The 25,882-nt window shown below is 35.2% G+C and carries 18 protein-coding genes; 5 read left to right on the plus strand and 13 right to left on the minus strand.

The genetic code is table 11. The annotated features are described in order from the left end of the window. Positions 1 to 232: 232 nt before the first annotated feature. The 4 genes from HND50_06245 to HND50_06260 all read left to right on the plus strand — a co-directional run bounded on the left by HND50_06245 (position 233) and on the right by HND50_06260 (position 6,983). Positions 233 to 1,477, plus strand: coding sequence for a hypothetical protein (locus tag HND50_06245; protein NOG44813.1), 1,245 nt, complete (start codon positions 233 to 235; stop codon positions 1,475 to 1,477). 65 nt (positions 1,478 to 1,542) lie between these two features. Next, entirely contained in the window at positions 1,543 to 2,250 is a 708-nt protein-coding gene (locus tag HND50_06250; GenBank protein NOG44814.1) for a DUF4212 domain-containing protein, read from the plus strand. 66 nt (positions 2,251 to 2,316) lie between these two features. Next, positions 2,317 to 3,954: a VC_2705 family sodium/solute symporter gene (locus HND50_06255; protein NOG44815.1), complete on the plus strand. Its 1,638-nt coding sequence runs from the start codon at positions 2,317 to 2,319 to the stop codon at positions 3,952 to 3,954. Between the two features lie 116 nt (positions 3,955 to 4,070). Beyond that, positions 4,071 to 6,983, plus strand: a complete 2,913-nt coding sequence (locus tag HND50_06260) for a PAS domain S-box protein (protein NOG44816.1) — start codon at positions 4,071 to 4,073, stop codon at positions 6,981 to 6,983. Positions 6,984 to 7,000: 17 nt separating this feature from the next. On the opposite strand, the gene HND50_06265 is transcribed toward HND50_06260, so the two are convergent. Both HND50_06265 and HND50_06270 read right to left on the minus strand, forming a co-directional pair. Beyond that, complete coding sequence (locus tag HND50_06265; protein ID NOG44817.1) at positions 7,001 to 7,825, minus strand: sugar phosphate isomerase/epimerase; 825 nt, start codon at positions 7,823 to 7,825, stop codon at positions 7,001 to 7,003. Positions 7,826 to 7,924: 99 nt separating this feature from the next. Next, complete coding sequence (locus HND50_06270) at positions 7,925 to 9,685, minus strand: ABC transporter ATP-binding protein (GenBank protein NOG44818.1); 1,761 nt, start codon at positions 9,683 to 9,685, stop codon at positions 7,925 to 7,927. 219 nt (positions 9,686 to 9,904) lie between these two features. On the opposite strand from HND50_06270, the gene HND50_06275 reads away from it, so the two are divergent. Further along, a complete protein-coding gene (locus tag HND50_06275; protein ID NOG44819.1) occupies positions 9,905 to 10,708 on the plus strand; it encodes a hypothetical protein in 804 nt (267 codons plus the stop codon). A gap of 22 nt (positions 10,709 to 10,730) precedes the next feature. On the opposite strand, the gene HND50_06280 is transcribed toward HND50_06275, so the two are convergent. From HND50_06280 to rpsK, 11 genes are all read right to left on the minus strand, one after another. Continuing rightward, a complete protein-coding gene (locus HND50_06280; GenBank protein ID NOG44820.1) occupies positions 10,731 to 12,197 on the minus strand; it encodes a hypothetical protein in 1,467 nt (488 codons plus the stop codon). 57 nt (positions 12,198 to 12,254) lie between these two features. Then, entirely contained in the window at positions 12,255 to 17,744 is a 5,490-nt protein-coding gene (locus HND50_06285; GenBank protein NOG44821.1) for a response regulator, read from the minus strand. A 15-nt stretch (positions 17,745 to 17,759) separates the two neighbouring features. Next, the gene (locus tag HND50_06290) at positions 17,760 to 19,550 is read right to left on the minus strand and encodes a methyl-accepting chemotaxis protein (GenBank protein ID NOG44822.1); all 1,791 of its coding nucleotides are present in this window, start codon (positions 19,548 to 19,550) and stop codon (positions 17,760 to 17,762) included. After that, positions 19,550 to 20,026 carry a purine-binding chemotaxis protein CheW gene (locus HND50_06295; protein NOG44823.1) on the minus strand — a complete coding sequence of 159 codons (477 nt, stop codon included), beginning with the start codon at positions 20,024 to 20,026 and terminating at the stop codon, positions 19,550 to 19,552. Before HND50_06295 ends, HND50_06290 begins: the two co-directional genes overlap by 1 nt. Before the next feature lie 26 nt (positions 20,027 to 20,052). Beyond that, complete coding sequence (locus HND50_06300; protein NOG44824.1) at positions 20,053 to 21,186, minus strand: response regulator; 1,134 nt, start codon at positions 21,184 to 21,186, stop codon at positions 20,053 to 20,055. A gap of 14 nt (positions 21,187 to 21,200) precedes the next feature. Then, complete coding sequence (locus tag HND50_06305) at positions 21,201 to 21,980, minus strand: ParA family protein (GenBank protein ID NOG44825.1); 780 nt, start codon at positions 21,978 to 21,980, stop codon at positions 21,201 to 21,203. A 160-nt stretch (positions 21,981 to 22,140) separates the two neighbouring features. Further along, positions 22,141 to 23,226 (minus strand): family 10 glycosylhydrolase, encoded by a 1,086-nt coding sequence (locus tag HND50_06310; protein ID NOG44826.1) that lies wholly within the window; start codon positions 23,224 to 23,226, stop codon positions 22,141 to 22,143. A 131-nt stretch (positions 23,227 to 23,357) separates the two neighbouring features. After that, the gene (gene rplQ, locus HND50_06315; GenBank protein ID NOG44827.1) at positions 23,358 to 23,807 is read right to left on the minus strand and encodes a 50S ribosomal protein L17; all 450 of its coding nucleotides are present in this window, start codon (positions 23,805 to 23,807) and stop codon (positions 23,358 to 23,360) included. A gap of 20 nt (positions 23,808 to 23,827) precedes the next feature. Next, a complete protein-coding gene (locus HND50_06320; GenBank protein NOG44828.1) occupies positions 23,828 to 24,817 on the minus strand; it encodes a DNA-directed RNA polymerase subunit alpha in 990 nt (329 codons plus the stop codon). Between the two features lie 25 nt (positions 24,818 to 24,842). Continuing rightward, complete coding sequence (gene rpsD, locus HND50_06325; GenBank protein NOG44829.1) at positions 24,843 to 25,457, minus strand: 30S ribosomal protein S4; 615 nt, start codon at positions 25,455 to 25,457, stop codon at positions 24,843 to 24,845. Positions 25,458 to 25,478: 21 nt separating this feature from the next. Beyond that, entirely contained in the window at positions 25,479 to 25,868 is a 390-nt protein-coding gene (gene rpsK, locus HND50_06330) for a 30S ribosomal protein S11 (GenBank protein NOG44830.1), read from the minus strand. Between the last annotated feature and the right edge of the window lie 14 nt (positions 25,869 to 25,882).

Consider the following 25,882-nt stretch of genomic DNA (forward strand, 5'->3'; position numbering starts at 1 on the left):
TTTATCGAAGTGAATCATGCTTCTTCTTTTCTAACTTTACTACCTTCATAATACCTCTAAACAGCTGTTTATTTATAAGAAAAAAGAATTTTCAAACATTGTGAATTTTATCTCTAATATGGTTATATTAGAGGTGATTGTTTGAAAGTTTAGAAATAGCGTCACATAATTTAGAGCAAATTCAATCCCAGAATTATTGAACTCAACTAGATAGACAACAGGAGGTAGTACAGTGCATAAACTCTTATTACTTTTATTACTTTTTTCAATTTCATTATATGCTCAATCAGCTCAGGAAGTTGAAAATACATTCGGTGTAAAGTTTAGTGGTTTTATTAAAACTGATGTTATGTTTGATAGCCGCCAAACCGTTTCTGCGCGGGAAGGCCACTTTCTCCTTTATCCTGCAGGTGAAATGCCGGATGCAAATGGAGATGATATTAATGCAAAGCCAAATTTGAATATGCTTTCAATCCAAACCCGGCTCAAAGCAGGAATCACAGGCCCAAATGCCTTTGGTGCAAAAACAAGCGGCGTAATTGAGGGTGCCTTTTTTGGACACTCAAACTCCGACATAAATGGATTCAGGCTTCGCCATGCTTTTATTAAACTAAGTTGGCAAAAATCATCTTTGTTGATTGGTCAAACCTGGCACCCAATGTTTATCACAGAAGTTTTCCCTGGTGTCGTTTCATTTAATACCGGTGTTCCATTCCAGCCATTCTCAAGAAATCCACAAATAAGATATACAAAAAATGTAAACCATATTTCAATTAGTTTTACTGCCGCATCTCAAAGGGATTTTGCAAGCACCGGCCCAAACGGAGGTACATCCTCATACCTGAGAAACTCTTCTATACCAATTATAAACACAACTGTTAAGTATAAAACCGATAATGTCGTTTTAGGTGCCGGATTAAATTACATGACAATTATGCCAAGATTATTTACTTCTAATGATTATGGTGCTGATCCGCTTACTAAATATGATGCTGATGAAACCGTAAGCAGTTTAGCGGGGATTGCTTTTGCAAAATTTGTCTCTGGTGAGTTTACAATAAAAGCTGAAAGTATTTATGGGTCTAATATGACCGACTTGCTTATGCTTGGTGGTTATGCAGTTAAATCTACAGACTTAGCAACCGGTGCAGAAGAATATACCAATTCCAAAACCTTGTCTGCCTGGACTGACTTATCCTATGGAAAAGGATTTGGTTTCGGTCTATTTGCCGGTTATACAAACAATATGGGGACAGAAGATGAAAATACCGGTCCGTATTACTCACGCGGATCAAATATTGACAATGTTATTCGTGTCTCCCCACGGCTTCAATACCAAATAGGTAAAACACGGTTTGCCGGAGAAGTTGAATATACATCTGCAGCTTATGGTACAGCAGATATCAACGGAAAAGTTAAAGATACAACAAACACTGATAATATCAGGTTGGTTATTGCAGCCTATTTATTTTTTTAAAAAACAATCAAAATGTTACGTGCTAAAAAAGTGAAATTTTATTTACATAATTTTAAGGGGTAAATATGACAACTCAAGATCAGTATAATATCAATTTCTTTAAACCGCTGACCGAACATGCAAAAGGCAATAAGAAATTAATTTCCAGTTTAGCAATTATCTGGGCCGTTGCCGTGTTCGGTTTTCATTTCCTGCTAATATTTGTTACTACACCCACTGCAGAACAAACCCTAGATGAGTTTAATTCCGTATGGCCACAGGTAGTCGAAGACACTTCAGCAGCAACGGAAATGAAGCAAACATTTGCTAAATCTATGTTAGCGGTTTTAGGTAAAAATATTGCTGTTAAAGACAATCATAAATCAGTTTTAAAAGAATCATTAAGTTGGATTGTTTTTGATATGCAGCCCGATTCAATTAAACCATTGTTTACAAAGGAAGTAAATGATGAGACCATAATTCAAGCCGCTGCAACTATTGGCTTAAAGGCGGAAGGTTTTGACAAGATTATGAAAGATCTTCTGCCGACATCATTGACCAAAGTTGAAAACCCTACTTTGAATGCAGAATCAATCAGCTCATTACCGCCAATTATGAAGCTCTATTTAACACATAATCAAAGTTTTTTAACAGATTTTAATTTTCTCGGATTTCCTTTCCACTATTGGTATACGGCACAATTCTTATTAATTCTGTTTGTTGTATTGTGTTTAATTTATGCGATTTCAATAGATAAACTAAATACCAAATTTGAAATTGTTGAAGAGACTTGATAAACCTAAAATTGAATTGGAGGAATTGTGAAAAAGTTAGTCAATATTATATGTACATTATTTTTGATGGTATTGTTTTCCGGCTTTGCCTTTGGCCAGGAAGCTACAAAATTAGAGGGCGAATTTAAGATTGGCCCAGCTATTATTTTAATCATTCTTTTACTTACTTTTATTTTAGTGGGTGTTTTTAACAGGGCCAAAGATACAAAAACATATTGGGCTGCAGGGAGAAAAATTTCCCCGGTTGGTGCCGGTATGGCAATTGCATCAAACTGGATGAGTGCTGCGTCCTTTTTAGGAATGGCCGCCGTAATGTATGGTGCGGGATATCATGGGCTGGCTTATGTTGTTGGTTGGACTGGCGGATATGTATTGCTTTTAATATTAATGGCCGGTCAAATAAGGCGATACGGCAAATATACTGCTGCAGATTTTATTGGTGACAGGTATTATTCACAAGGTTTAAGAGGCTTTGGTGCCGGCCTGGCCATTTTTATTTCATTCTCATATTGTGTTGGGCAGTTTGCAGGAATTGGGCTAATGTTCAAATGGATTTTGGGAATTGACTTTGCCTGGGCAGTTATAATTGGCGCATCAGTGGTTTTAGCATATACTCTTATTTCGGGCATGCTTGGTGTTACAAAAAATATGCAGATTCAATATGTAATCATTATTATTTCCTTTATAATCCCACTTTTTATTTTATCCTATAAGTTTGGATATTTTTACTGGCTTCCACAAGTTGGTTACGGATCAGTTATAAGTGATATTGTAAATGGCATTGCACCCGGAGCCGGAATTTCCGCAATGGGTCATGACTTTGCGATTCTTCCATCGCCTGAGTTTGCCATGCCCTGGGATCCTGCAACTGGACAAACTGCTTTTCAGTGGCTGGCAATTTGTTTCTCATTAATGATTGGAACTGCCGGATTGCCTCATGTTATCCAAAGATTCTATGTTGTACCACGCGCAAAAGATGCACGCTGGTCTGTAGTTTGGGGACTCTTTTTTATTTGTATTCTTTATTGGAGCGCTCCGGTTTATTCAGCATTTGGAAAAGTATTATCTTCTAATCCTGAAGTAGGAAAGTTAGCTAAAGATGCGATTGTAGTTTACACAGCTCAGCTGGGAGACCTTTATCCACTTGTAATTGGGTTTCTTGCTGCAGGTGCGGTTTCTGCTGCCTTTTCAACCGTTTCCGGATTACTTGTAGCAGGTGCATCGGCATTTTCACATGATTTATATTACAATGTAATAAACCCAGAAGCATCCGAAAAAACGCAAATGATGATGGCCAGATTAGGTACAATCCTAATGGCAGCCGGTGTTGCTATTATCGCTTTACTTAATTTGGGTTTAATAGCGCAATTGGTTGCAGTTGCTTTTTCATTGGCAGGATGTACAATTTTCCCACTTTTCTTACTGGGCATTTGGTGGAGTGGATCAAATAGAACCGGTGCATGGGCTGGTCTTATTGCCGGTTCTTCTGTAACACTTGTAGCGCTGGTTTATTTTATTGCCGGTAAATTTGGAGTTACTCTTCCTTTCCAGGAATTTATTAACTATTATTTAAATGCGTGGTACTTTGCCTGGTTGGGTGCTCCATTAGCAATAATCGCAAATATTATTGGATCTAAACTTTCTAAAAACAAAACGCCAATTGAAATTAAAAAATTCTTAGCAGAGAAAGTTCATAACGCTTAATTATCAAAATAAAAACCCCGCATAACAGTGGGGTTTTTGTAAAATTTAAATGAGAATTGTTTAATTTATCTAAACTTTCTTATTATTTAATTATTTTCATTAAAAATTCATTTAAAATGAACAAAAGAAAAATTAACAAACAATTTGTTCTTAAGATAATACTCCCCACGTTTTTGGTTTTTTCCATTTTCACAACTTTGATATTCGCTGTAATAATTCCATCAATCAAAAGCTATATGCTGGATGGTAAACGTGAAATGATTATGGAATTAACCAACTCTGCATGGAGCGTTCTTGATGAATTTGAAAACGAAGTTTCGGACAGCATTCTGACCCTTCAGAAAGCACAACGCGAAGCTATTACAAGAATTGAAAACATGCGTTATGGATATGAAAGAAAAGATTACTTCTGGATTACTGACATGCATCCCAACATGATAATGCATCCATACCGCAAGGATTTAAACAACACTGATTTATCATCATACACAGATCCGACTGGCAAAAAACTTTTTGTGGAATTTGTTAATGCCGTTGAATTAAATGGCCAGGATTATGTTGACTATATGTGGCAATGGAAAGACGATTCGACCCGGATTGTTTCAAAGCTTTCTTTTGTAAAAGGATTTAAAAAATGGGGATGGGTTGTTGGAACGGGAATTTATATAGAAGATGTAAATGAAGAAATATCTTCGTTGACAAATAGTTTATTTTACGTATCTCTCGTGATTTTACTATTTCTTGGTTTTAATCTTTTTTTCATAAGCAGGCAAAGTTTATTGATCGAGACAAAACGAAATAAAGCAGAGGAAGGTCTGAAAGAATCGAAAGAGAAATATAAAGCATTGGTGGAAGCTTCGACAGATGGTTTGGTTATGTTGCTTGATGGGACTTATATCTTTTCTAATCTGGCAATGTTGAATATGCTTGGTTATGAAACGACTTCGGATATCGATATAAATAAAATCCTTTGCAATGATGAACAAAATCAAATATCAGGCTCAGAGTATTTCACTAATATAGCCTCCGGCAAAAAACCAGAAGATCAATATTCAGCTCAATTAAAAAGAAAAAACGGCAGCATTATTGATGTGATTTTATATGCATCAAAAATTTCTTTGGGAGAAAAAGATGGATATAGCATTATTGTAAAGGACGTAAGTACGCACAGACAAATTGAGGAGGAGTTATATTTAAATAAGGAAAAATATTTAACACTGGCGAACAGTATTCGGATAGGTGTGTTTAGGTCTACTCTTGGTTCAAACGGGAAAATAATTGAAGCAAATGCTTCTGCTATCAATATTTTCGGATATAATACACCGGAAGAACTTTATGCAATAAATCTTATTGATCTTTTTACTAATAATTCTGATAAAAGAAGTTTTACAAAACAGTTGATGGATGAAGGAAGTGTTAAAAATTCAATTATTCAGATCAAAACGAAAGATGGCTCAACGTCAATTGTTTCAATTTCTGCTGTATTGGTTAAAAACGAAAATAACGACCCTAAATACTTTGATGGTACAATAGATGATATAACCGATAAAATAAAAGTTGAAGAGCAAAGAGAAAATTTGATAGTTGAGTTACAAACGTCACTTCGCTTTTTAAACCAACCCATTAGCCATTTTTTAAAACATCTTGTCTCTTGTGATATGAACACTCCCATCTATAAAGTAGCAAAGTTAATGACCAAAGAAAGATATAGTGCTGCTCTTATTAATACCGATGCCGGAGAGTTTATCGGGATTATTACAGATCAGGATTTACGAAAACGGGTTGTTTCTGAAAATCTAAATCTGGAAAATCCTATTTTTGAAGTAATGAGCTCCCCATTAAAAACAATTTCTTCTAATTCCCTGGTTTATGAAGCTTTCCTTATGATGAACGAATCTGCAACCCGCCACCTGGCTGTTAAAAATGGCGACAATGAAATAGTCGGAATTATTAGCAGTGAAGAATTAATTACTGTTCAAAGACATTCGGCCAGTTATTTATTGCAATCGATTGAAAGGGCTAAATCAATTGATGATCTTATTTCTACGACAGACAAACTACCAACACTTGTAAAAGTTTTAATTGACAGCGGAGCCAAAAGCAGCAATATTTCGCACATCATTTCTTCAATCTTTTCATCTATTTCTACAAAATTAATTTCATTTGCAATTACTGAGTTAGGAGAGCCACCGGTTAAATTTGCATTTATTGCACTTGGCAGCGTAGGCCGAGAAGAACAAACTCTTATCTCTGATCAGGATAATGCCATTGTATATGAAGACATCCCAAAGGAATCTGAAAAAGAAGTTCATAGTTATTTTCATAATTTGGGAACAATGGTCTGTGACTGGTTAAATGATTGTGGATATGTCTATTGTATTGGGGAGGCAATGGCTAAAAACCCAAAATGGTGCCAACCTATTTCACAGTGGAAAGATTATTACCACAATTGGATTACAAACTCCGATCAGCAAGATTTAATTGATCTAAGTATATTTTTTGATTTTCGATGCATTTATGGGGAAAGTAGCCTGGCGGATGAACTGAAAAAATATCTCTTTGAAACGGCTAAGGGACAAGCCGGATTTTTTCAACATCTTACAAAAAATAGTTTGCTCCATAAACCACCTGTTGGACTACTCGGAAAAATTGTTGTTAAATCAAAAGGAGAGCATCAGGAGACTTTTGATATAAAAGCTGCAACGATGCCAATAACAGATTTTTGTAGAATTTACGCTTTAAAAAACAGTGTAAGTAATCCAAATACTTTAGCCAGGCTTAGTGGCCTATTAAAAAAAGATGTCATAAACAAAACGACAAACCAGGAACTAGAGCAAGCTTACAATTATTTGATGCAGTTGAGATTGAGACATCAAACAGAACAAATAAATAAAAATGAGATTGCAAATAACTATATAAATCCATCCAAGCTGACACAAATTGAACAAAAAACATTAAAAAATATATTTACTCAAATATTAAGTGTTCAAAAGAAATTAAGTTACGATTTTAGTGGTGAGGCACTTTAAGTAGAATGGTGGTTTATTTAATTATTTGTAAAATAGTTTTCAAAAAGTAAAGCCGATTCATGTGCTTTAATACCGCGGCACTCACTAATAATTGGGCCTGTAAAATTTATATCTTCTAACTTAGATGCCAGTTCTTGCCAAGGAACTTTTCCTTCTCCAATTGCTAAATGCTCATCATTAAACCCATTATTATCATGATAATGAATGCAACTTAGCTTCTCATGGAAATTATTTATATACTCAATTACGCCTTCGGCCATATTAGCGTGACCCGTATCTAAACAAAATTTTAAATACTCTGATTCAACATTGGAAAAAATATATTCAAAATCATCGATGTTATCCCCAAGCAAATAATATTCTGAACCGCTTGGAATAGGAACCACATTTTCGAGAGCAATAACCACACCCTTTTCCTCACAGAGTTTCAATATTTTTACAAGACTTTTAATAAACCTTAATAAGGCTTTTCTCCTTTCCCATTTTTCAACAGGAAACCAATAAAAATTTCCAAGATGGAGCGTAACATGGGTTGATTTTAGCTCGCTGGCAAGTTGGATAGATTTTGATAAATACTTAATGCTTGAACGTCTCAAGTGAATTAATATATCGGAGATATTTGTATAGTAGGGAATATGAAAGCTTAGTTGAATATTATGCTCATCAGAGAGATTTTTTAACTTACTTATTTTATCTTTTGTAAATGTTTTTAACCCAAATTTCTCACTCGATAGATTAATTTCTATGTGTTTCAATCCTGAAGAAGCTGCATACTCAAATAAATTTTCAGGGTTATGATTATTTACATTTAAACCATATTTTCGCTGAAAAATAATAGACATTTATTTCATGGGTTTGGATGCGCAATAGCTATAAATATATCATTTATTTTTCAGCAAAACAAAATAAGAAAAGAATACTTTTCCTTTAATAACCCGTTTTTAAATACGTGCCTGGTATGTGTACAGCCTATGGTAACGACCTTCCGTTTTTATCAAATCATCATGGGTGCCCCGCTCTACAATCTGCCCTTCTTCAATCACTAAAATCTGGTCTGCCTGGCGGATTGTACTAAGCCTGTGTGCGATAACAAATGTTGTCCGGCCCTTCATTAATTTTTCCAACGATTGCTGAATATATTTTTCGCTTTCAGTATCCAGATTTGAAGTTGCTTCATCCAAAACAAGAATTTTAGGATCAGCAAGAATTGCCCTGGCAATTGCAATCCTTTGGCGCTGGCCACCGGATAGCTTCACACCACGCTCACCAATTAATGTATCCAAGCCATCATCAAATCGGTTTGTAAATTCATCCACGTAAGCAGCTTTTACTGCTTCATTTACTTGTTCATTGGAAGCATCTGGTCGTGGAAAAAGAATATTTTCTTTTATTGTGCCCTCAAATAAAAAATCATCCTGCAATACAACGCCCAATTGTGAACGGTAGCTTTCAAGAGTTACTTTGCTCAGATCATTTTCATCAATTGTTATTTTACCGGAACCCGGTTTAAAGTAAGAAGCAGCTAATCCGGCAATTGTGGTTTTTCCTGATCCTGAACTACCAACTAATGCAGTAACCGTTCCTGAAGGTGCATCGAAGGAAATATTTCGCAATACCTCAGTGCCTTCATCATATGAAAAATGAACATCGTCAAAACGAATATTACCCTTAATATTTTCAACCTGAACGGATCGGTCATTATCCTGATTTTCTTTTTCCATCTGAAAAATTTCATCCATGCGATCCAATCCTGCAAAGGCTTCGGTTATCTGGCTGCCAATATTACTCATCTGCACGATGGGAGCAATCAAAAAAGCGAGATATAAAATAAAGGCTACAAAATCACCGGTGGTCATTTCATTGTTTATTATCAGGTTGCCGCCTACGCCCATAATTGCCACGGATGTTATGCCCATCAACAAAGTGGCAGAGCTTGTAACAAGGCTAGAGGATGTGAGCGATTTCTTCACGTTCAGGTACAGTTGTTCCACACCTTTTTCAAAAACATTCATCTCCTGTTTTTCTGCGTTAAACCCTTTTATCACCCGGATGCCATTTAAAGACTCTGTTAACCTGCCTGTTACATCTGCATTAATTACACTTCTTTCACGAAAAATTGGCCGGATAAATGCGAATGCCTTCATGGAAATTAGTCCGAATAAAAGCAAGGGTACAATGGCGATTAGCGTCATCATTATATTGATTTTTAAAAGAATAATCAGTGCAATAATCGAAGTGAGAACACCGCCAAAAAGTTGCACAAGACCAGTGCCAACAAGGTTACGTACACCCTCTGCATCGCTCATAATTCGAGAGACAAGTGACCCGGATTTGCTGTTATCAAAAAAACGAACAGGCAGAAATAGAATTTGTTTTTGTACCTGTGCGCGCAAAAGAGAAATAAGATGCTGGGCCTCAACGCTTAATAAACGGACAAGAGAAAATGAAGTCACAGACTGAACAGCAACAGCGGCAATAACTGCCACAAGCAAAGTGTACAGCAAATCATAATCAGAATTTAAAATAACACTATCCAGCAAATATTTACTGGCCCCGGGTAAAACCAATCCTGAAAGACGGTTTATTATTATTAATATTAATCCAATAAAGAGAACTTTTTTTCTGGGAAGTAAAATCTCGTTAAAAACATATCTTATCGAATTTCTTCTTGTTTTGCGCACCGCTGTGTCTTTTTTGCTCATATTAAAACTTTTCCTGAATTTGAATTATTTTTATCAATGAGGATATTTTAACTAAAACGGGGTTTAAGTTGCTAAAATTTCACAAAAATAGCCAAATAACAATCATTTTTTGATTTGATTGGCTACTATTTTATTTAACACTCTTTTTGGCACAAATAGTGCATTTAGTTTCAAAGATTTTTTCTCCAAACATGGATGCATAACTAATAAAGGAAGCAAATGAATACAGCAAAGATTATTACTCACAATGGTCAGGCACATTTTGATGAGTTTTTAGCAATCTCTTTAATACTTGCCCGCCACGAAGAAACACATTTTTTTATCGAACGTCGTGAGCCGTCTGAAAAAGAATTATGCGATCCAAATACCTGGGTTATAGATATTGGAGAACGCTATGAGCCGCATTTAAAAAATTTTGATCATCATCAGGATTTAAAGCTTCCTGCAAGTTTTGTACAAGTGGCTGAATATTTAGAATTAGAAGATATTTTAAAAAAGTCTCCATGGTGGGAGTTTAAGGACAAGATCGATCGCAGGGGAGGATTTAAAATGGCCAGCGAATTAGGCATTGAATCGCTTGATCCGTTAAACAGTCCACTTGAAAATTTCTTTTTGGAAGTTTTTGCTCAAAGCCCAATTTCAATGTACCAGCAAATGAAGTTTTTTGGGAAGAAACTAATTGCAAACGGCTATCGCTTAAAAGAACAGATATCATTTTGGGAAAACTGCGATCAGCTTCATATAAAAGACAAAAAAGTAATAGTCGGTTATACCGATGAAACACTGGGTTCTGTTCAATATTGTGAATCCCTGGATAATCCACCTGCGGTAAGAATAAACTACGATGGACGTGGAGATGGCTGGAGTATGTCTACTATTAAAGATGCCGATGGTATCAACTTCTTCAGAGTGCAGGATCATGAGCATATAAAGTTTGCCCATAGAAATGGATTTATGGCAAAAACAAAAACTCGGATTCCACTGGAGAACGTTTTGCAGCTTGTTGAGATGTCAATAATCTAAACGAAATAATTATAAACGAGGATTAAAACTCAAAGAAAATATTTGTATAAAAGCGAACCGGGTTATTTTTGATTGTTCCCGGTTTATATTTAAACTTCAAAGCAGTTTCTACAGAAAGCTGATCAAAATAAGGATTTAAACCTTTTATTACTGCGGCAGATTCTACTAATCCATTTTTGCTAACAACAGCACGAACAATTATTTGACCTTTAGCCCCTCGCCCAAGAGTTGAATTAGAAATTTGAGGTGCAAATTTCTGTACAACCTCACCTTTTTGTGTATCCAGAAAATACTCTAAAAATATTTGGTCGTAATTAACCTGTGGTGGCGCAGATTTGGTTTCAAGATTTTCTATCGGTTTTACGTCATTACTCGCCAGCAATTCAGTATTATCAGTATTTGTATCTTCAACAACTTCATTCTCTTCGGGCTCAGCTATGGATTGCTGTTGAATCCTGTTTTGTGAAATAGCTGGTGTTTGAGTAACCGGCTGAGATAAAGGTGGATTATTATTAACAGGATTTTGTACTTGTGCAGAATTTGAATTGTTATCCTGGGTAGTTTGTGTTTGCGCTAAAACTGGTTCAGGAGAAGGTTGGGAAATTTCTAAAAATTCTTCAATGTTAGATTTTTTAAATACCGGGAGAAAATCTATGGCGCCATATTTTGCTTCATCCTTAGCGTCATAAACACGCAATGCAATTTCCGATTGGTTCGTATTATCACCCCAGGAATTGTTTTCAGCTAAAAGCGGTAAGTTTGTGTGGTTATAAACATCATATTCACTATTTTCAAAAATACTATTTCTTCCCTGGTTCACCTTCTTTGAATCACGCAAGTTTCCCAAATTGGGCTGAGAAAGGCTAAAGGCAATTATCCCGATCTGGTTTGCCACAATAAGATTATCTGATAAAATTGGTTTTGCACCAAGATTTGTAATTACCCCGGCATAACCATTTTCAGAAATAATATTCTTATTAATTTTAGGTTCTGCTTTAACTTCAACTAAAATTCCTGCATTATAATTAAGGCTCATCTGTGAATTTCGGATAACCGGATTGCTCTTTTTAACCGCTAAGCCGTTAAAAGCATATTCTACCAGACAGTTTTCAACAACAGAAATCTGTTTTGGGCTCATAATTCGGATACCGTACCAGTCTCCCATACGAGGATTAGCTGAAGCAGAGGAAAATGTAACCTTTGCATCCAGGCGGCCTTTAACTATCAAAATACCATAAACAATCAACTCAGACCGGGTTTTATCTTTACCAGAACGTTGTTTGTCCATATTAGGCATGAAAGAAATATTTGAACCGGCATTGATAATTAGCCTGCCTGTTTTTGCAACAATCACATCGCCTTCAATAACAATATTGCCAGACCAAGTAGCAGTTGTTTCAATAGTTAGGCCAGAAATCACCTTCTGTTGTGCAAATAAAGATTGGATTAAAAATAAAAAAGATATGTAAATAAGACGGGTTTTATTCATGATACTTATAACTTAGGGACGATATTTCAATTAAATAAATCATTCTCGATTTGTTCATCATTGCCCGGTGCTGATAAACTCTGACAATGAATGTAATAAATCTTTTTCTTTAAATGGTTTTACAATAAATGCGTTTGCGCCAAGTTCCTCTCCTGTTTGACGATGCTTCATACCTGCCCGGCCTGTGAGGATTATTATAGGAAGGCTATCATGTTTCTTTTCTTTCCGGATATTACTGATCAGATCAAAACCATGCATTTTCGGCATTTCCAAATCAGTAATCATAAGATCAACTTTTTCTGTTTTCATTTTCTCAAGGGCATCGGCACCATTAGTAGACTTTATCGTCAGAAATCCATTTCTCTCTAGTATAGAACCAACAAAATTTCGAACACTATTTGAATCATCAACAATAAGTACTTTTGGTTTGCGTGATTTTATCGTTCGTTTCTTAACAGTTTTTGTTGGTGCTTTTGTATCTTCTGCTTTTTCTTTCTTGGTTTCTTCTGCCTTTTTGGGTTTACGCTTTGTGCTTTTTGGAGCAGTAGTTTTCTTAGCTGGTTTTGTTTCTTTTTTAACGGTCGTTTTCTTGGTTACCTGTCTTTCAGCTACCTTTCCAAAGTAATGCATTTCAATGGTTCTGATCACAAGGGCAAAATCGAGAATTAGTGCCACATCGCCATTGGCCAGAATTGTTCCACCGGAAATATAATCAACATTTTGCAGATGAGTTCCAAGTGATTTTATTACTACCTCCTGGCGGCCAACAAGTTCATCAATTCCCAATGCCATGCTAATACCTGCATCATAAATGACAACCGCCATTTGCTGATTTCTTTCTGACTTATCTTTATCTTCACCAAACTTTAAGATATCGCCAAGATAAATGTATGGTAAAAGGCGTCCACGGACTCGAATGTATTTTTTGTCCTCATCCGTAATAATATCCGGGGTGTTAAATTCTATTGTTTCCTGAACTGCAATTACCGGAATAGCAATAGATTGCAAATCGACTTTAACCATTAAAGCTTGTGAAATAACCAGGGTTAACGGAACACGCAAACTAAAAGATGTTCCCGTTCCTGCCTCCGTTTTAATACGGATATTACCTTTTAACTTTTGGATTTGGTTAGAAACTGAATCAAGACCTATGCCCCGTCCCGATACATCTGTTGCTTCATCGCGTGTAGAAAATCCTGCAACAAAAATATAATCAAGAATTTCTGCTTCGCTCATTTTATCAACAAGCTTTTTCTCAGACAATCCTTTCTCAACTATTTTTTTACGAACACTTTCTATATCAATTCCACGGCCATCATCGGTGATTTCTATTATTATTTGGTTCTTTTCCTGACGCGCTTTTAATAGTAAGGTACCGGATTCAGATTTTTCACTTTTTGTTCTTTCCTGTGGTGTTTCCAAACCATGATCGATGGCATTGCGGATAATATGCAGAATTGGCTCGGCAAGTCCTTCAACCATTGCCCTATCCATTTCCGTATTATTATCTTCAATAATCAGATTAACCTTCTTCTTCTGCTTTTGGGCCATATCCCTTACTGCGCGCGGATACCGGTTAAACAAATTATCTACAGGCACCATCCGTGTTTTCAACATATCGCTGTGCAGTAGTTTACTAATGCTGGCAAGCCGTCCAATATTTTGCTCAAATCCCTCAGATAATTTATTTAAATCTCCGTGGATCATATTTACCGCACGAACCACATCTTTTATATTACCAGACATTTTACGGATCTGATCTTTCTTTTCAGAACTTACATTTTCACTATCCTGTTCTCCTAAAACGCCAAACTCAATTGCGTCTTCCAAAACATTTTCAGCACCATGGATTTGTTTCTTCTCGCCTTCAATATCGTTTAAAATATCTTTTAAAGAATGAAGGTGCGAGCCAAGCTGTGTTTGATTGATCATTAATTCCGAAGCCATATCAACCAGCTTGTCCATGTATTCTGTGCTTATTTTTATAATATTATCTTCGGTACTTTTCTTTTTCTGAGGGGCATCAGAAACAGGAATTGGCTGCATATCGCTTTCAGGAGCTGTGCTGGTTGCTGCTTCAGCAAAATTTTGGAAAGCAAACATCCTGTTGTCGATTTCTGCAAGTCGTGTTGTAAATTGATCAACTTTTTCAGTTCCGTTCTTTTCGATTGAATCAACCATATCTGTCGTCAAATCCAACGCAACAAAAGCCGTATTAATCATTTCATTTTTAATGGACGTTTCTTTTTGAGTGTATAAGCTAAAATAATCTTCCAGCTTATGTGCAAGATCGCCAATCAAATTATATTTTGATATATATGAGCTGCCTTTTAAAGTATGCATCCTTCGCAAAATATTAGAAAGGATCATTTCACTTTCAGGCATTTTTTCTAATTCAAGATAATCATCATTCAAACCGGCAGTTAATTCACGTGCTTCTTCAATGAAGATGGTCACCATGTTTTCCGGTAGTTCATCTTCCGAAGTTTCATCTTCGGTTACTTCTTCTTCCGTCCAATTATCAACTTCTAAGTCAAAAATTATTCCAGTGATCTTTTCAGCACCAAGTGATTCTCCCTCACTCAATTTTGTCAGTATGTTCACAGCTTCATCTATTTTTGCATGTAACTCCGGGCTGTGTGAAATTTCATCATTAATTATTGCCTCTGTTAATAATTCCAGTCCATCCGTGATCTGGGAAATCTCTCTAAAACCGAGCATTTTTGAAGCTGACTTTAACGAATGTGACGCATAACTCATTTTTTCAACTGCTTCTTCATCATCCGGCTTATCCAATAATATTTTATTTGATTCGGAAATATTGGATAAAAATGTGGTTGATTCTTCACGGAAAATTTCCAGCAGCTCTTCATCTTCCTCAGCGCCTTCAGCAAATAGCGGTTTTTCCTCTACTTTTTGCTTACCTGCATCTTTATCTTTATCGATATTATCAAAACCAAACTGATCATCACCCGAAGTACCGACATCTTCAATTGCTACATTGTCAAGTAAAGCTTCCAGCATTTCCATGGTTTCACTAAAATCAAACTCCGGATCTTCAATCAAGCTTTCAAGTGTTTCAACGCCTTTGGATAAAGAAGTATCTAAATCTTTGGGGATTGCAAACTCGCTTTTTCCAAATAATTCTGCTGCATCTTCTATTGCTGCGGCAAATTTGGAAATATCTTTAAAATTTAGAAAGTGGGCAGAAGAACGAATTGAGTGACAGGCATTTTCAATTTCGACCAGGGATTGTCTTTCTTTGCTATTTGAAAAAGCATCCAGGTTTTCATGAATTATTTTTAAATGCTCTTTAGTATCCTCTCTGAACAATGCGAGGTCATCATCAACTTCTTCAATCTTTTCCGGTTTTTCTTCTTCAGCTTCTACAGCTTTTTCGGGTTTTGCTTCAGCTATCGTTTCCTCTTCAACCGCTGTTTCCTGCTCAACTTGCTGATTTTCACTAGGTTCACTTACAGTTTCTTCAGATGTGATATCGTAAAGTACTGCAAGGATATCGGTGCAATTGCCATTTTTGCCCTGATGTTGCATCCGTTCAAGAAAAAGATTAAATGCATTTTCAATTTCAGTTGCAATTTCTTCATCTAATGGTTTGTTTACTGATTTATCAACTTGTTCTTTTACAAAATCAACAAATGGTGAATAATTTGAATACCCCAAAACTGATAAATTATTGCCAAGCCCGGCCAAATAATTTTGAACAGGTTCAATGTTGGCTCCACTACTTAAAGTATTTTTTAATAGTTCTTTCTGTTTAGACCATTCCTTTAATGCAGATTCCAGAAAAGCATCTACCGTCTGCTTGTCTTCTATTCCACTTAACGTTTCTTGCTCTGGGCCACTTAAATCATTAAGCGTGCTATTTAGTGAATCAAAATCTACTTTGGAAATTGGGGTTCCGGATAAAATATTCCAGACTGACTCCAGGGAATCAATTGTTTCAGCTGGAGTATCTTTCCCCGACTGAAGAATTGTATTATAAATCCCATTTAATGGATCAATGATTTTAGGCGCAAGTTGCTCATGAAAATGGGCACTATTATTTTGAACTAAATCCAGAGTTTGGCGAAGTGTTGTCTTATGATCGGTTGAGTCCAGGTTATTATGGCATTCAAAAATACCTTTAGAAATAGTTTTAAAAAAAGATTGTATTATTTTTTCAAAATCTTCTTTATCATCAATTCCAAAACTCGGTTCAATAGCCTCTTCAGTTTCAGGTTTTATTTCTGCCACTAACTCAGGTTCCGGAACAACCTCTTGCTTTGTACTTGTTTCTTCCTTGTCTAATGGTTTAAATGAATCACCCAGTTTTGAGATTTGTTTCTTGATCGCATCTACATTTTTTTGCCCATGGTCTTTATCAGCATAATTCTCCACAGACAATAAATCCGTGTAAATACCAGAAAGTATTTTAACACTTTTATCGGAAAGGCCATTTTCTGAAGTACATAAATCTGAGAACTGAGCAGAAAGAAGTTGAGCTATATATTCCAAACCACTATAGCCATGGATCATACTAACTTCTTTAAGCGCTTTGAATTTTTTAACCAAATACTGAATATTTTTCTTGCTGTTTAAATCTTGTAAATCTTTTTCAAGATATGGTTTTAAGTCATTATAGTTTTCTTCAACTTCCGATTTAAAATACTGAACAAGAAGTGAATCTAAATCAGACTTTTTATCTGCTGGTTTATCTTTAGCAACAATCTTTTCTTCTTCCTGTTTTTCAATGATAACAGGCAATATTTCACCGGAATTTAATATGCTTTCAAATTCTTCTTTTTCGTTTTTTCTAAAATCACTCACAAGTGATTCCAGGACTGCAGCATTAGAATCAATATTTTTGTAGAGGATTGAAGCAGGGTTAGTTTCTGTTGGTAAAATTGACTGAAGCGATTCGCCGATTTTTTTTATTGCAGGTGAATAGTCTTCTTCAATTTTTGTAAGGTTAACAAGCAGGCCACATACTTTAGTTTTATCTTTTCCTGTCTCACCCGAATCTGTAAGTTGGCCTACCTTATCCAGTAATTCTGTTAAATAAAATTCATTAAATGATAATTCTGGTTGTGGCTCTTCTTCTTGAGCATCCGCCTTTGGTTTACTCATCTCTTCAAATTCATCAAGCTGCTTTTCTTTTTCTTCTTCACCAAATTTGTTCTCATAAGAGTCTACAACTAGCTGAAGGGTTTTAACACATTCATCATCTTCAACCATTAATGAGTATAGATTAAGAAAATCTTCTGCCAGATCAGGGAGTGTGTTGTAAACAACTTTAGCGCCATAATCATTTGCCCGTTCGACCATATCAAATAAGAAAATAGCTAAATCATTGGTTTGTTGATATTTTGCTAATTTTTCAAGTCCTTCAACAATGGTATCTTCTTTTACAAGATAGGTACTGATTTTCTTCAATAACTTAAAATGGGAATCTGCTATTTTCCCTTCAATCTTACTCAAAGTAATATTAAGAAATTCAGTTAAATAAAAAAGATTGAAAGAGATGGCTTCCGTAGAAGTTATATCCATTTTATGCTCCAATTATCATTCAGTCAATCTAAATTTTTCTACAGCACGGTTTAGATTTTTGGACAAGTATTCCAATGATGATGCTGAGTCTTTTGACTGTTTCGCACTATCTGCCGTCTCTTTTGCGATCCCGGCAATTCGTTCTAAAGCAGAAACAATATCCGAACTTATTTTTGTTTGCTCTTCAGTTGCATTAGAAATATCAACTGTTGAATGGGTTGAAATTTCAACACTTTGAATAACGTCATCAAAGGTGTCGCCAGCGTCATCAACCAGCTTAGCACCTTCGGCTACTTCAACTTCTCCCTTTTCAATTGCGGTAAGTGTCTCTGCAGTGCTGGTATTTATATCTTCAATTAACTGGGAAATTTCATCCGCTGATTTGCTTGACCTTTCAGATAGATTTCTAATCTCATCAGCAACAACCGTAAATCCACGTCCTGCTTCACCTGCCCTTGCAGCCTCAATTGAAGCATTCAACGCAAGTAAATTCGTACGGCTCGCAATTTCTGAAATAAAGTCAGTAATTTCACTAATTCTAATTGAATTGTCACTTAAAATTTTCATCTGCCGCACAACTTCACGTACAGAATTTCTAATTTTTTGCATTCCATCAGTGGATTTTTGTACAATTTTGCCACCACTCTCAGCAACTTCTTTTGCTTGCTTAGCTGCCTGAGATGCGCGTTGTGCATTCTGGTTTGTATTAAAAATCAAATCGGCCAAACCTCTTGCCAACCCACTAATAGTTTCTGTTTGCGATGCCTGGGAAACGGCTCCATCGGCCATTGTATCTGTGTTTTTTGAAATATCCTGGGTTGTGGTTGCTACCTGATCTGATGCATTTTTAACATCTTTGATAAGCTCGCTCAAATCACTAATCATTATATTAAAAGAATCAGACAAGGCCCCTAATGCATCGGCAGTTACTTCAGCCTTTTGGGTAAAGTCACCATCCGCTGCAGAAGAAACAATTTTTAATAATTCTTTAATTTGCTTTTGAATCTTCTCCTTTTCTTCTTCAGATTCTTTTGTATCTTTAAGATTAGTCTCAATATCTTTTAAATAAGGATGGAGCTCAGACAAATAGATATTTTTCTTATCCATGAAAGAAACATTTTCATCTTGCTTTATTCTGCTAAGATTCAGTTCAATTTCACTTATCCCCTGTTTAATGTTTGTTGATTCAATAATCAGAACAATTAAAGAAATCAAAAATAGGATTACTGACACAAGAAGGGGCATGGTAAAAAAGTCCAAAAAACTTGATTCCATTTTGTTATAGCTTTTTGATAGCACCAAAACATACGTCTTCGAGTTATTTAGCGGGGCAAAAGCATAAAGAACAGTATTTGTTTCATTTTCCTGTTTATCAATTTTGGATTGTAATTTCTTTTCAGCAAAGGCTTTTGTCAATTCCGGATGTGAATCAAAATCTTCTCCGATGTGATTTGCTTCATCATCCTTCATTATCACTTTATTTACAGGGCTGTCTTTTTTTACCAAGGTGATTTGAACTGATGGATCGTTTATTGAGTTCTTTAGCATTTTAACCTGCAAGGCTACTTTTTCATACCATGAAGACGATTTATAGTCGCTCGCTTTTTCTATTAAAGAAACGTCATCCTCACTAATCAAAGACGAAGCTGTTTTGGATATATTCTCGAGTTGAACCAGTTCATTGTTTAAACTTGACTCGACATCATATTCCCGTTGCATATAAGCCCAAAAAACTACAATCAACAATAAAGCAGGAAGCATTTTTTTGAGATAATTTTTAAAAAATATAATTCCGGTTTTACCCATTATACCCCCAACGAATAGCTGTAGCTTACAATTTCTTTCGCGTTAAATAGAGTTTCCAAATCAAGTAAAAATATTTTGCCTAATTTTTTATGACTGTAATAACCATTACAATATTGAATTAAACTGAGCGGCATATCCCTTGTTGGAATCTGGATCTTATTTCCATCTATGGAAAATACATCTAAAACCTTCTCTACAACAATACCTAATTTTGTTTCGTTAAAATCAACAATTACAACAAAATCCTCATCATTTATATCCTCAATCGGGAGATTTAAGAAACCTCTGATATCAATCACAGATTGGATTTGCCCCCGAAGGTTAAAAACCCCTAATACACTATGATGCACATTGGGAATTTTTGTTATAAGAGGTAAACTCAGTACTTCCTGAACAAATTTAACTTCTACACCAAAATACTGTCCGGATATACAAAGAATAGAATACCGAAACTCTGCGCTAGATATATTTTTCACGTTAATTTAATAAAATGAGCTTGTAATTAGATCAGTTTTTTAATTTTTTCAACAAGATCGTCGTCTTTAAATGGTTTTGGCAAAAATTCTTCCGCGCCTTCATTCTTTGCAGTTTCAATCATTTGAGGCGAATCTTTACCTGACAACATTATTACAGGAATCCCTTTTGATGCTTTGATCGTTTTTAAGATTTCAATTCCATTTATATCCGGCAGCATCATATCCAAAATTACCAAATCAGGATTTGTTTGGTCCATCACATCTAAACCTTCTTTGCCACTTACTGCAGTTTCAATACTAAACTCTTCTTCTTCCAAAGCAATTTCAACCATTTTTCTAATTACAAGGCTGTCATCAATAACAAGTATTTTCTTGAATCCAGTTTTATCAACTGTTTCTTCCGGAGCTTTTTCAGCTGGAGGAGCCTCATCAACTTTTTCTGCTTTTTCATCACCTGTTAAATTAAAATTGAACTCCATTTCATCAGAAATATCATCACCTTCATCACCTTCCGGGATATTTATTTCTATTTTTTCTTCCTTAGTTTCAATTTCAGGTTCTTCAGCAAGAATTTCTGGTTCTTCTGGTGCCTGTTCTACAACCTCTTCAGAAACAGGTTGTTCAGTCTCCGCTAATAATTCATCAAGAGCCTCATCAGCATTTTGAAGTTCCTCTTCTTCAATAACCGGAATCAATTCTTCCTCTGACGGTTCTTCAGCCGGCTCATTTTTTAACTCTTCTGGTTCTTCGCTTTCAACAACTTCTTCAATGCTTTCTTCTTCCTGAAGTAGCTCTTCAAGTGTTTCATCCTGTCCTGGTTCTTCAACAACTGGCTCGCTGACTTCTTCTGCCACCGGCTTTTCTTCTTCAACTTCTTCAATTACTTGTTCAGTTGCCTCTTCAATTTCTGGGCTGGGTAGATCAGTAACCGTTTCTTCAGTTGTTCCTTCAGATGTTTCTTCAATTGAAACCAAACCATTTTGAATTAATAGTTGCATAGAATTTGAAACTGATTCTTCATCTGTTTCGAGAAGTCCAGCAATTTCCTGGGCATCAGAATTTTTATTAACTAAAAATAAAATCTTCCACGCCAGATACGGTAATTTTACTGACCGAATAAGTTCATCCAGGTTTTCAACACGATTATACAGATTTTTCACGTCTGAATCCTTTCTTATTTCGATAAACTGTGTTCATTTTTAATAATTTCTTCAGCTAAATTTAAATAACTTATAGCACCTGCAGAATTAATATCAAATAAAGCAACAGGTTTTCCAACAGCTGGTGCCTCTGATATTTTTGAATTCCTTGGTATTTTCGTCTGAAAAATCAAATCTTTGAATGATTTTGACATATCATTTGCAATTTCACGGCTTTTTTTTAACCTTTTGTCAAACATTGTAATTAAAATACCCAATATTTCTAAATTAGTATTAAATTTATTGCCAATATTTTTTATTGATCTTAAAAACTTCCCCAATGATTTAAGGGAGTAATACTCGCATTGAACAGGTATAATTACTGAATTTGCTGCTGCAAGTGCATTCATCGTAAGTGTACCAAGATTGGGGGGACAGTCGATTAAAATATAATCATACAACTCCAAATATGGTTGTAATACGTTTTTTAATAATTTTATATGAAATGCATTGGTATAAAGTTCTACTTCATCTTCCTCATTTCGAACATTCGCCGGTACAATTTCAAAGTTTTCCAAGCCAATATCTGTAATAGATGAAGATAATGGAATTTTATTTACGAATATATCAAATATGCCATACTTAATTTCAAATTCATTTAAGTGAAATGTTTCAGCTATGCTTCCTTGCGGATCCATATCAATCACTAGGGTTTTCTTTTGAAATATAGTTAGGCTAACTCCAAGATTAATTACAGTTGATGTTTTCCCTACACCACCTTTTTGACTAGCAATCGCAACAATTTTTCCCATCATTATAAGCCGGTTTTGAGCATAGGTACTTTGATATTAGGTTCTTTCGTGCTATTAATAGCGATTTCAAAACCAGTATCTGTATGCTTAAAAATCCACATTATCAGATCATTTATCAAAATATCACTTCTTCTTTTATCCATCGCTAGTCTAATTCATTCTATTAATCAAAATGTTTCAATACATTATACAAACGGTTGTTTTTTTTAATTGAGTTATAAGAAAAAAGTACATAGCCCGCAGAAATATCATTATCAACATATTTTATTCTTTTTAACACTTCCTCATTTTTAATATTATATGTTGCAATTCCTATCCTGATGCGATCTAACCCAATTTTTTCTTTGGTGATTTTTATATTAGCTTTAAATTTAGGCATTTTTGGGTTATAATTCATCATAACAACAAAATCACACAATTCATTTTCCACCCAAAATAACCAATCCTGCATAAATCTATGTTTTGCCTCAACAGGATTTGGTTTCACAGCAACACTAAGTTTTAGACCTGGATTTATTTCTTCAATTCCACTTTTAATTTTTCTTAAAGCTTCGGTTAATTCGTTCCTCAAAAATTGCTTATATGTATTTTGGAAATAATAAAAGGCTTCCGCACCTCTCTCAGTTACAAAGTTTTTAGGATTTGATAAAGGTATTAATGGGTCTAAGCCGTGCTTAACCATATATTCGGTTCTTGCAATCTTCGAAACATGGTTAATTTCCTTTGGATAACGAAAATAATCTAAATGTACACCATCAATGTTATACAACGAGTACAATTCTTTTATAACAGTTATGATTTCGGATAAATTTGAATTATCATTAGGATGCAAATAATATCCTTCTGACTCGATACCTGGAGTTGTTGGCTCCACTTTGGCATTTTGTGTGCGGTAAATAATATGATTTGGGTCTGAGGGTAATATTTTCTTATGCCAAATATAACATACATTCAACCAAACATGTACTTTAATATTATTTTGCACTGCTGTCTTAAAAAGCAATGCCAACAGTTCGTCGTCAACATGTTTTTGCGGTATGTTATTCAGAGTTGGATAATACACATTGCCAAGGGCGCGGAATTGAAGAAAAATTGTATCAATTTTTAGGTCTTTGGAGTTACTTATTATTTTTGAAATACTTTCTTTCGAAGTAAGTGCATCTCTTACAACCCAAATTCCCCTTTGAGATGCAACTAGATTACCGGTAAAGATATTTAAGAAAAAGAATAAAACAATAAGTTTTTTCACAAGGTTCTGCTTTAATAAGGACAATAAAAATATAGGTTTAGGTCGCCAAGTATGCAAATAAATGAAACATCTATAAACAAAAAAAGGGTTATTTCGATTTGAAATAACCCTTTTGTGAAAATATTTTAAACTTATTCAGCGGCAGCGGCTTCTTCTTTTTCAGCAGCTTCCTTCTTTTGAGCTTTTTCTTCAGTTTTCTTTGCTCTCTTTTCAGCTGAGTATGTACTGAAATCAACTAATTCCAACATACTAATTGATGCGGCATCTCCTTGCCGAAATCCTAATTTGATTATCCGTGTATACCCGCCCTGCCTTTCAGCACATGCTGGACCAATCTCATCAAATAATGTCTTTACAGCTTCTTTGTTTTGCAAAAATTTAAAAGCAAGACGTCTATGATGTAATGATCCTTTTTTAGCGTAAGTAATCAATTTTTCAGCATATCTTCTGGTTTCTTTGGCTTTTGCATCTGTTGTCTTAATTGATTTGTGTTCAAAAAGACTGGCAACCATATTACGCATCATTGCTTTTTTATGGCTTGTAGTGCGCCCTAGATGTGTACCTTTTTTATTGTGTCTCATTTAAATGTTCCTTATCGGTACTATATTTTATCTTCGGATTTAACATAACTTTCTATATTCATTCCAAACTGTAAGCCACGTTCTTCTAAAATTTTGCCAAGTTCCATTAATGACTTACGGCCAAAATTTTTGAACTTAAGCATTTCACCTTCTTCACGGCGCACAAGATCGCCAATTGTTTTGATATTAGATGCTTTTAAGCAATTATGTGAACGTACAGAAAGTTCAAGTTCATCAACATTCATTTTGAGAAGCTTTTTAATTCTCAAGGTTTCTTCATCAACTTCAGCAACTTCATCATCTTCAGTATCAATATCAAAATTGATGAACAATTGGATATGATCTTTAAGAATTTTACCTGCATATGTCAAAGCATCATCAGGAGTAACACTGCCATCTGTTTCAATTTCAAGAATCAACTTTTCAAAATCTGTTTTTTGACCAACACGTGTATTTTCTATATAGTATTTTACATTGATAACAGGTGTAAATATAGAATCTATAGCAATCACGCCTATAGGTTGATCCGTTTCCTTATTTTCATCCGCAGTTACATACCCTCTGCCTTTACCAATTCTCAATTCGAGATCAACATTGGCATTTTCATTTAAAGTAGCTATATGCAAGTCTGGGTTCAGGACTTCAAAATCAGTTGTTTGTTCCTGAATTAATCCAGCTTTAAAATCCATCGCTCCTGATAAGGAAAGATTAATTTTTTCCGGACGCTTGTTAATCAGCTTAATACGAACTTGTTTCAGATTTAAAATAATCTCAGTAATATCTTCGTAAACACCGTCAATCTGTGTAAATTCATGTTGGATATCGTTTACTTTTATCGATGTAATGGCTGCACCATGCAAAGAAGAAAGTAATACTCTTCTTAACATATTTCCAACAGTTACACCATATCCTTTTTCAAGAGGCTGAACAACAAATCTTCCAAAGTTGTCAGTATATGTTGACTCTTCTAATTCAATACGTTCTGGCATTTGTAAATTAGACCAGCTCATTCTCCACCTATGTGTTTTGAGTTAATTATTTTGAATACAATTCCACAATCATGTTTTCTTGAATATTAACCGGAATTTCTTCTCTGTTAGGAGCATATAAAAATTCTCCGATTAATTGGGCCTTATCAAGGTTTAACCAAGCATACATATTCTCTGCCCGAACCTTTTTTAATGACTCATGGAAAACAGATAATTTTCTACTTTTTTCGCGCACTTGAACAGTATCACCTTTTTGCAAGACATATGAAGGAATATTCACTACTTTTCCATTCACGGTAATGTGTCTGTGCAATACAAGTTGCCTGGCCTGGGTTCTTGAAACTGCTAATCCAAGACGGAAAACTGTGTTGTCCAAACGGCTTTCTAAAAGCATTAACAGATTTTCTCCAGTAACGCCTTTCATACGTTCAGCTTTTTTAAATGTCTTACGGAATTGTCTTTCCAGCAGCCCATACATGAATTTTAATTTCTGCTTTTCTTTTAGCTGCATTCCATAATCAGATACTTTTTTCCTACCCATCCCATGTTGCCCTGGTGGGTAAGGTTTATTACTTAAAAGCTTATCAAACTTAGGGTTGCCGAAAATATTTTCACCAAATTTACGGACAAGCTTTCCTTTTGGACCCGTGTTACGTGCCATTTACTAAACTCCAATATATTTTTAAACGCGTCTTTTCTTAGGTGGTCTGCAACCATTGTGCGGAATTGCTGTCACATCTTTAATAGATATAACCTCCAGACCTGCAGCCTGCAAAGATCGAATAGCTGCTTCACGTCCAGAACCAGGGCCTTTTACTTCAATATCAACCGATTTCAACCCCAGGTCTTTAGCAATTTTTGCTGCATTTTCAGCAGCTACCTGAGCAGCAAAAGGTGTATTTTTACGTGAACCTTTAAAACCTACTTTTCCTGCAGTTGCCCAAGAAATAACATTACCATAATTATCCGTAAGCGATATTATCGTATTGTTAAATGTTGCTTTAATATGCGCTTTGCCATGAGGCTCAACGCTTTTTTTCTTTTTTTGTTTTTTTACTTTTGGTGAAGCCACCCATTACCTCCAAT

It is taken from the genome of Calditrichota bacterium (genome assembly GCA_013112635.1).
In the GTDB taxonomy this organism is placed as follows: domain Bacteria; phylum Calditrichota; class Calditrichia; order Calditrichales; family J004; genus JABFGF01.

Coding starts and splice junctions, on each gene's coding strand:
- HND50_06250 (NOG44814.1), top strand. CDS start 1,543: ATGACAACTCAAGATCAGTATAATATCAATTTCTTTAAACCGCTGACC.
- HND50_06255 (NOG44815.1), top strand. CDS start 2,317: ATGGTATTGTTTTCCGGCTTTGCCTTTGGCCAGGAAGCTACAAAATTA.
- HND50_06260 (NOG44816.1), top strand. CDS start 4,071: ATGAACAAAAGAAAAATTAACAAACAATTTGTTCTTAAGATAATACTC.
- HND50_06265 (NOG44817.1), bottom strand. CDS start 7,825: ATGTCTATTATTTTTCAGCGAAAATATGGTTTAAATGTAAATAATCAT.
- HND50_06270 (NOG44818.1), bottom strand. CDS start 9,685: ATGAGCAAAAAAGACACAGCGGTGCGCAAAACAAGAAGAAATTCGATA.
- HND50_06275 (NOG44819.1), top strand. CDS start 9,905: ATGAATACAGCAAAGATTATTACTCACAATGGTCAGGCACATTTTGAT.
- HND50_06280 (NOG44820.1), bottom strand. CDS start 12,197: ATGAATAAAACCCGTCTTATTTACATATCTTTTTTATTTTTAATCCAA.
- HND50_06285 (NOG44821.1), bottom strand. CDS start 17,744: ATGGATATAACTTCTACGGAAGCCATCTCTTTCAATCTTTTTTATTTA.
- HND50_06290 (NOG44822.1), bottom strand. CDS start 19,550: ATGGGTAAAACCGGAATTATATTTTTTAAAAATTATCTCAAAAAAATG.
- HND50_06305 (NOG44825.1), bottom strand. CDS start 21,980: ATGATGGGAAAAATTGTTGCGATTGCTAGTCAAAAAGGTGGTGTAGGG.
- rplQ (NOG44827.1), bottom strand. CDS start 23,807: ATGAGACACAATAAAAAAGGTACACATCTAGGGCGCACTACAAGCCAT.
- HND50_06320 (NOG44828.1), bottom strand. CDS start 24,817: ATGAGCTGGTCTAATTTACAAATGCCAGAACGTATTGAATTAGAAGAG.
- rpsD (NOG44829.1), bottom strand. CDS start 25,457: ATGGCACGTAACACGGGTCCAAAAGGAAAGCTTGTCCGTAAATTTGGT.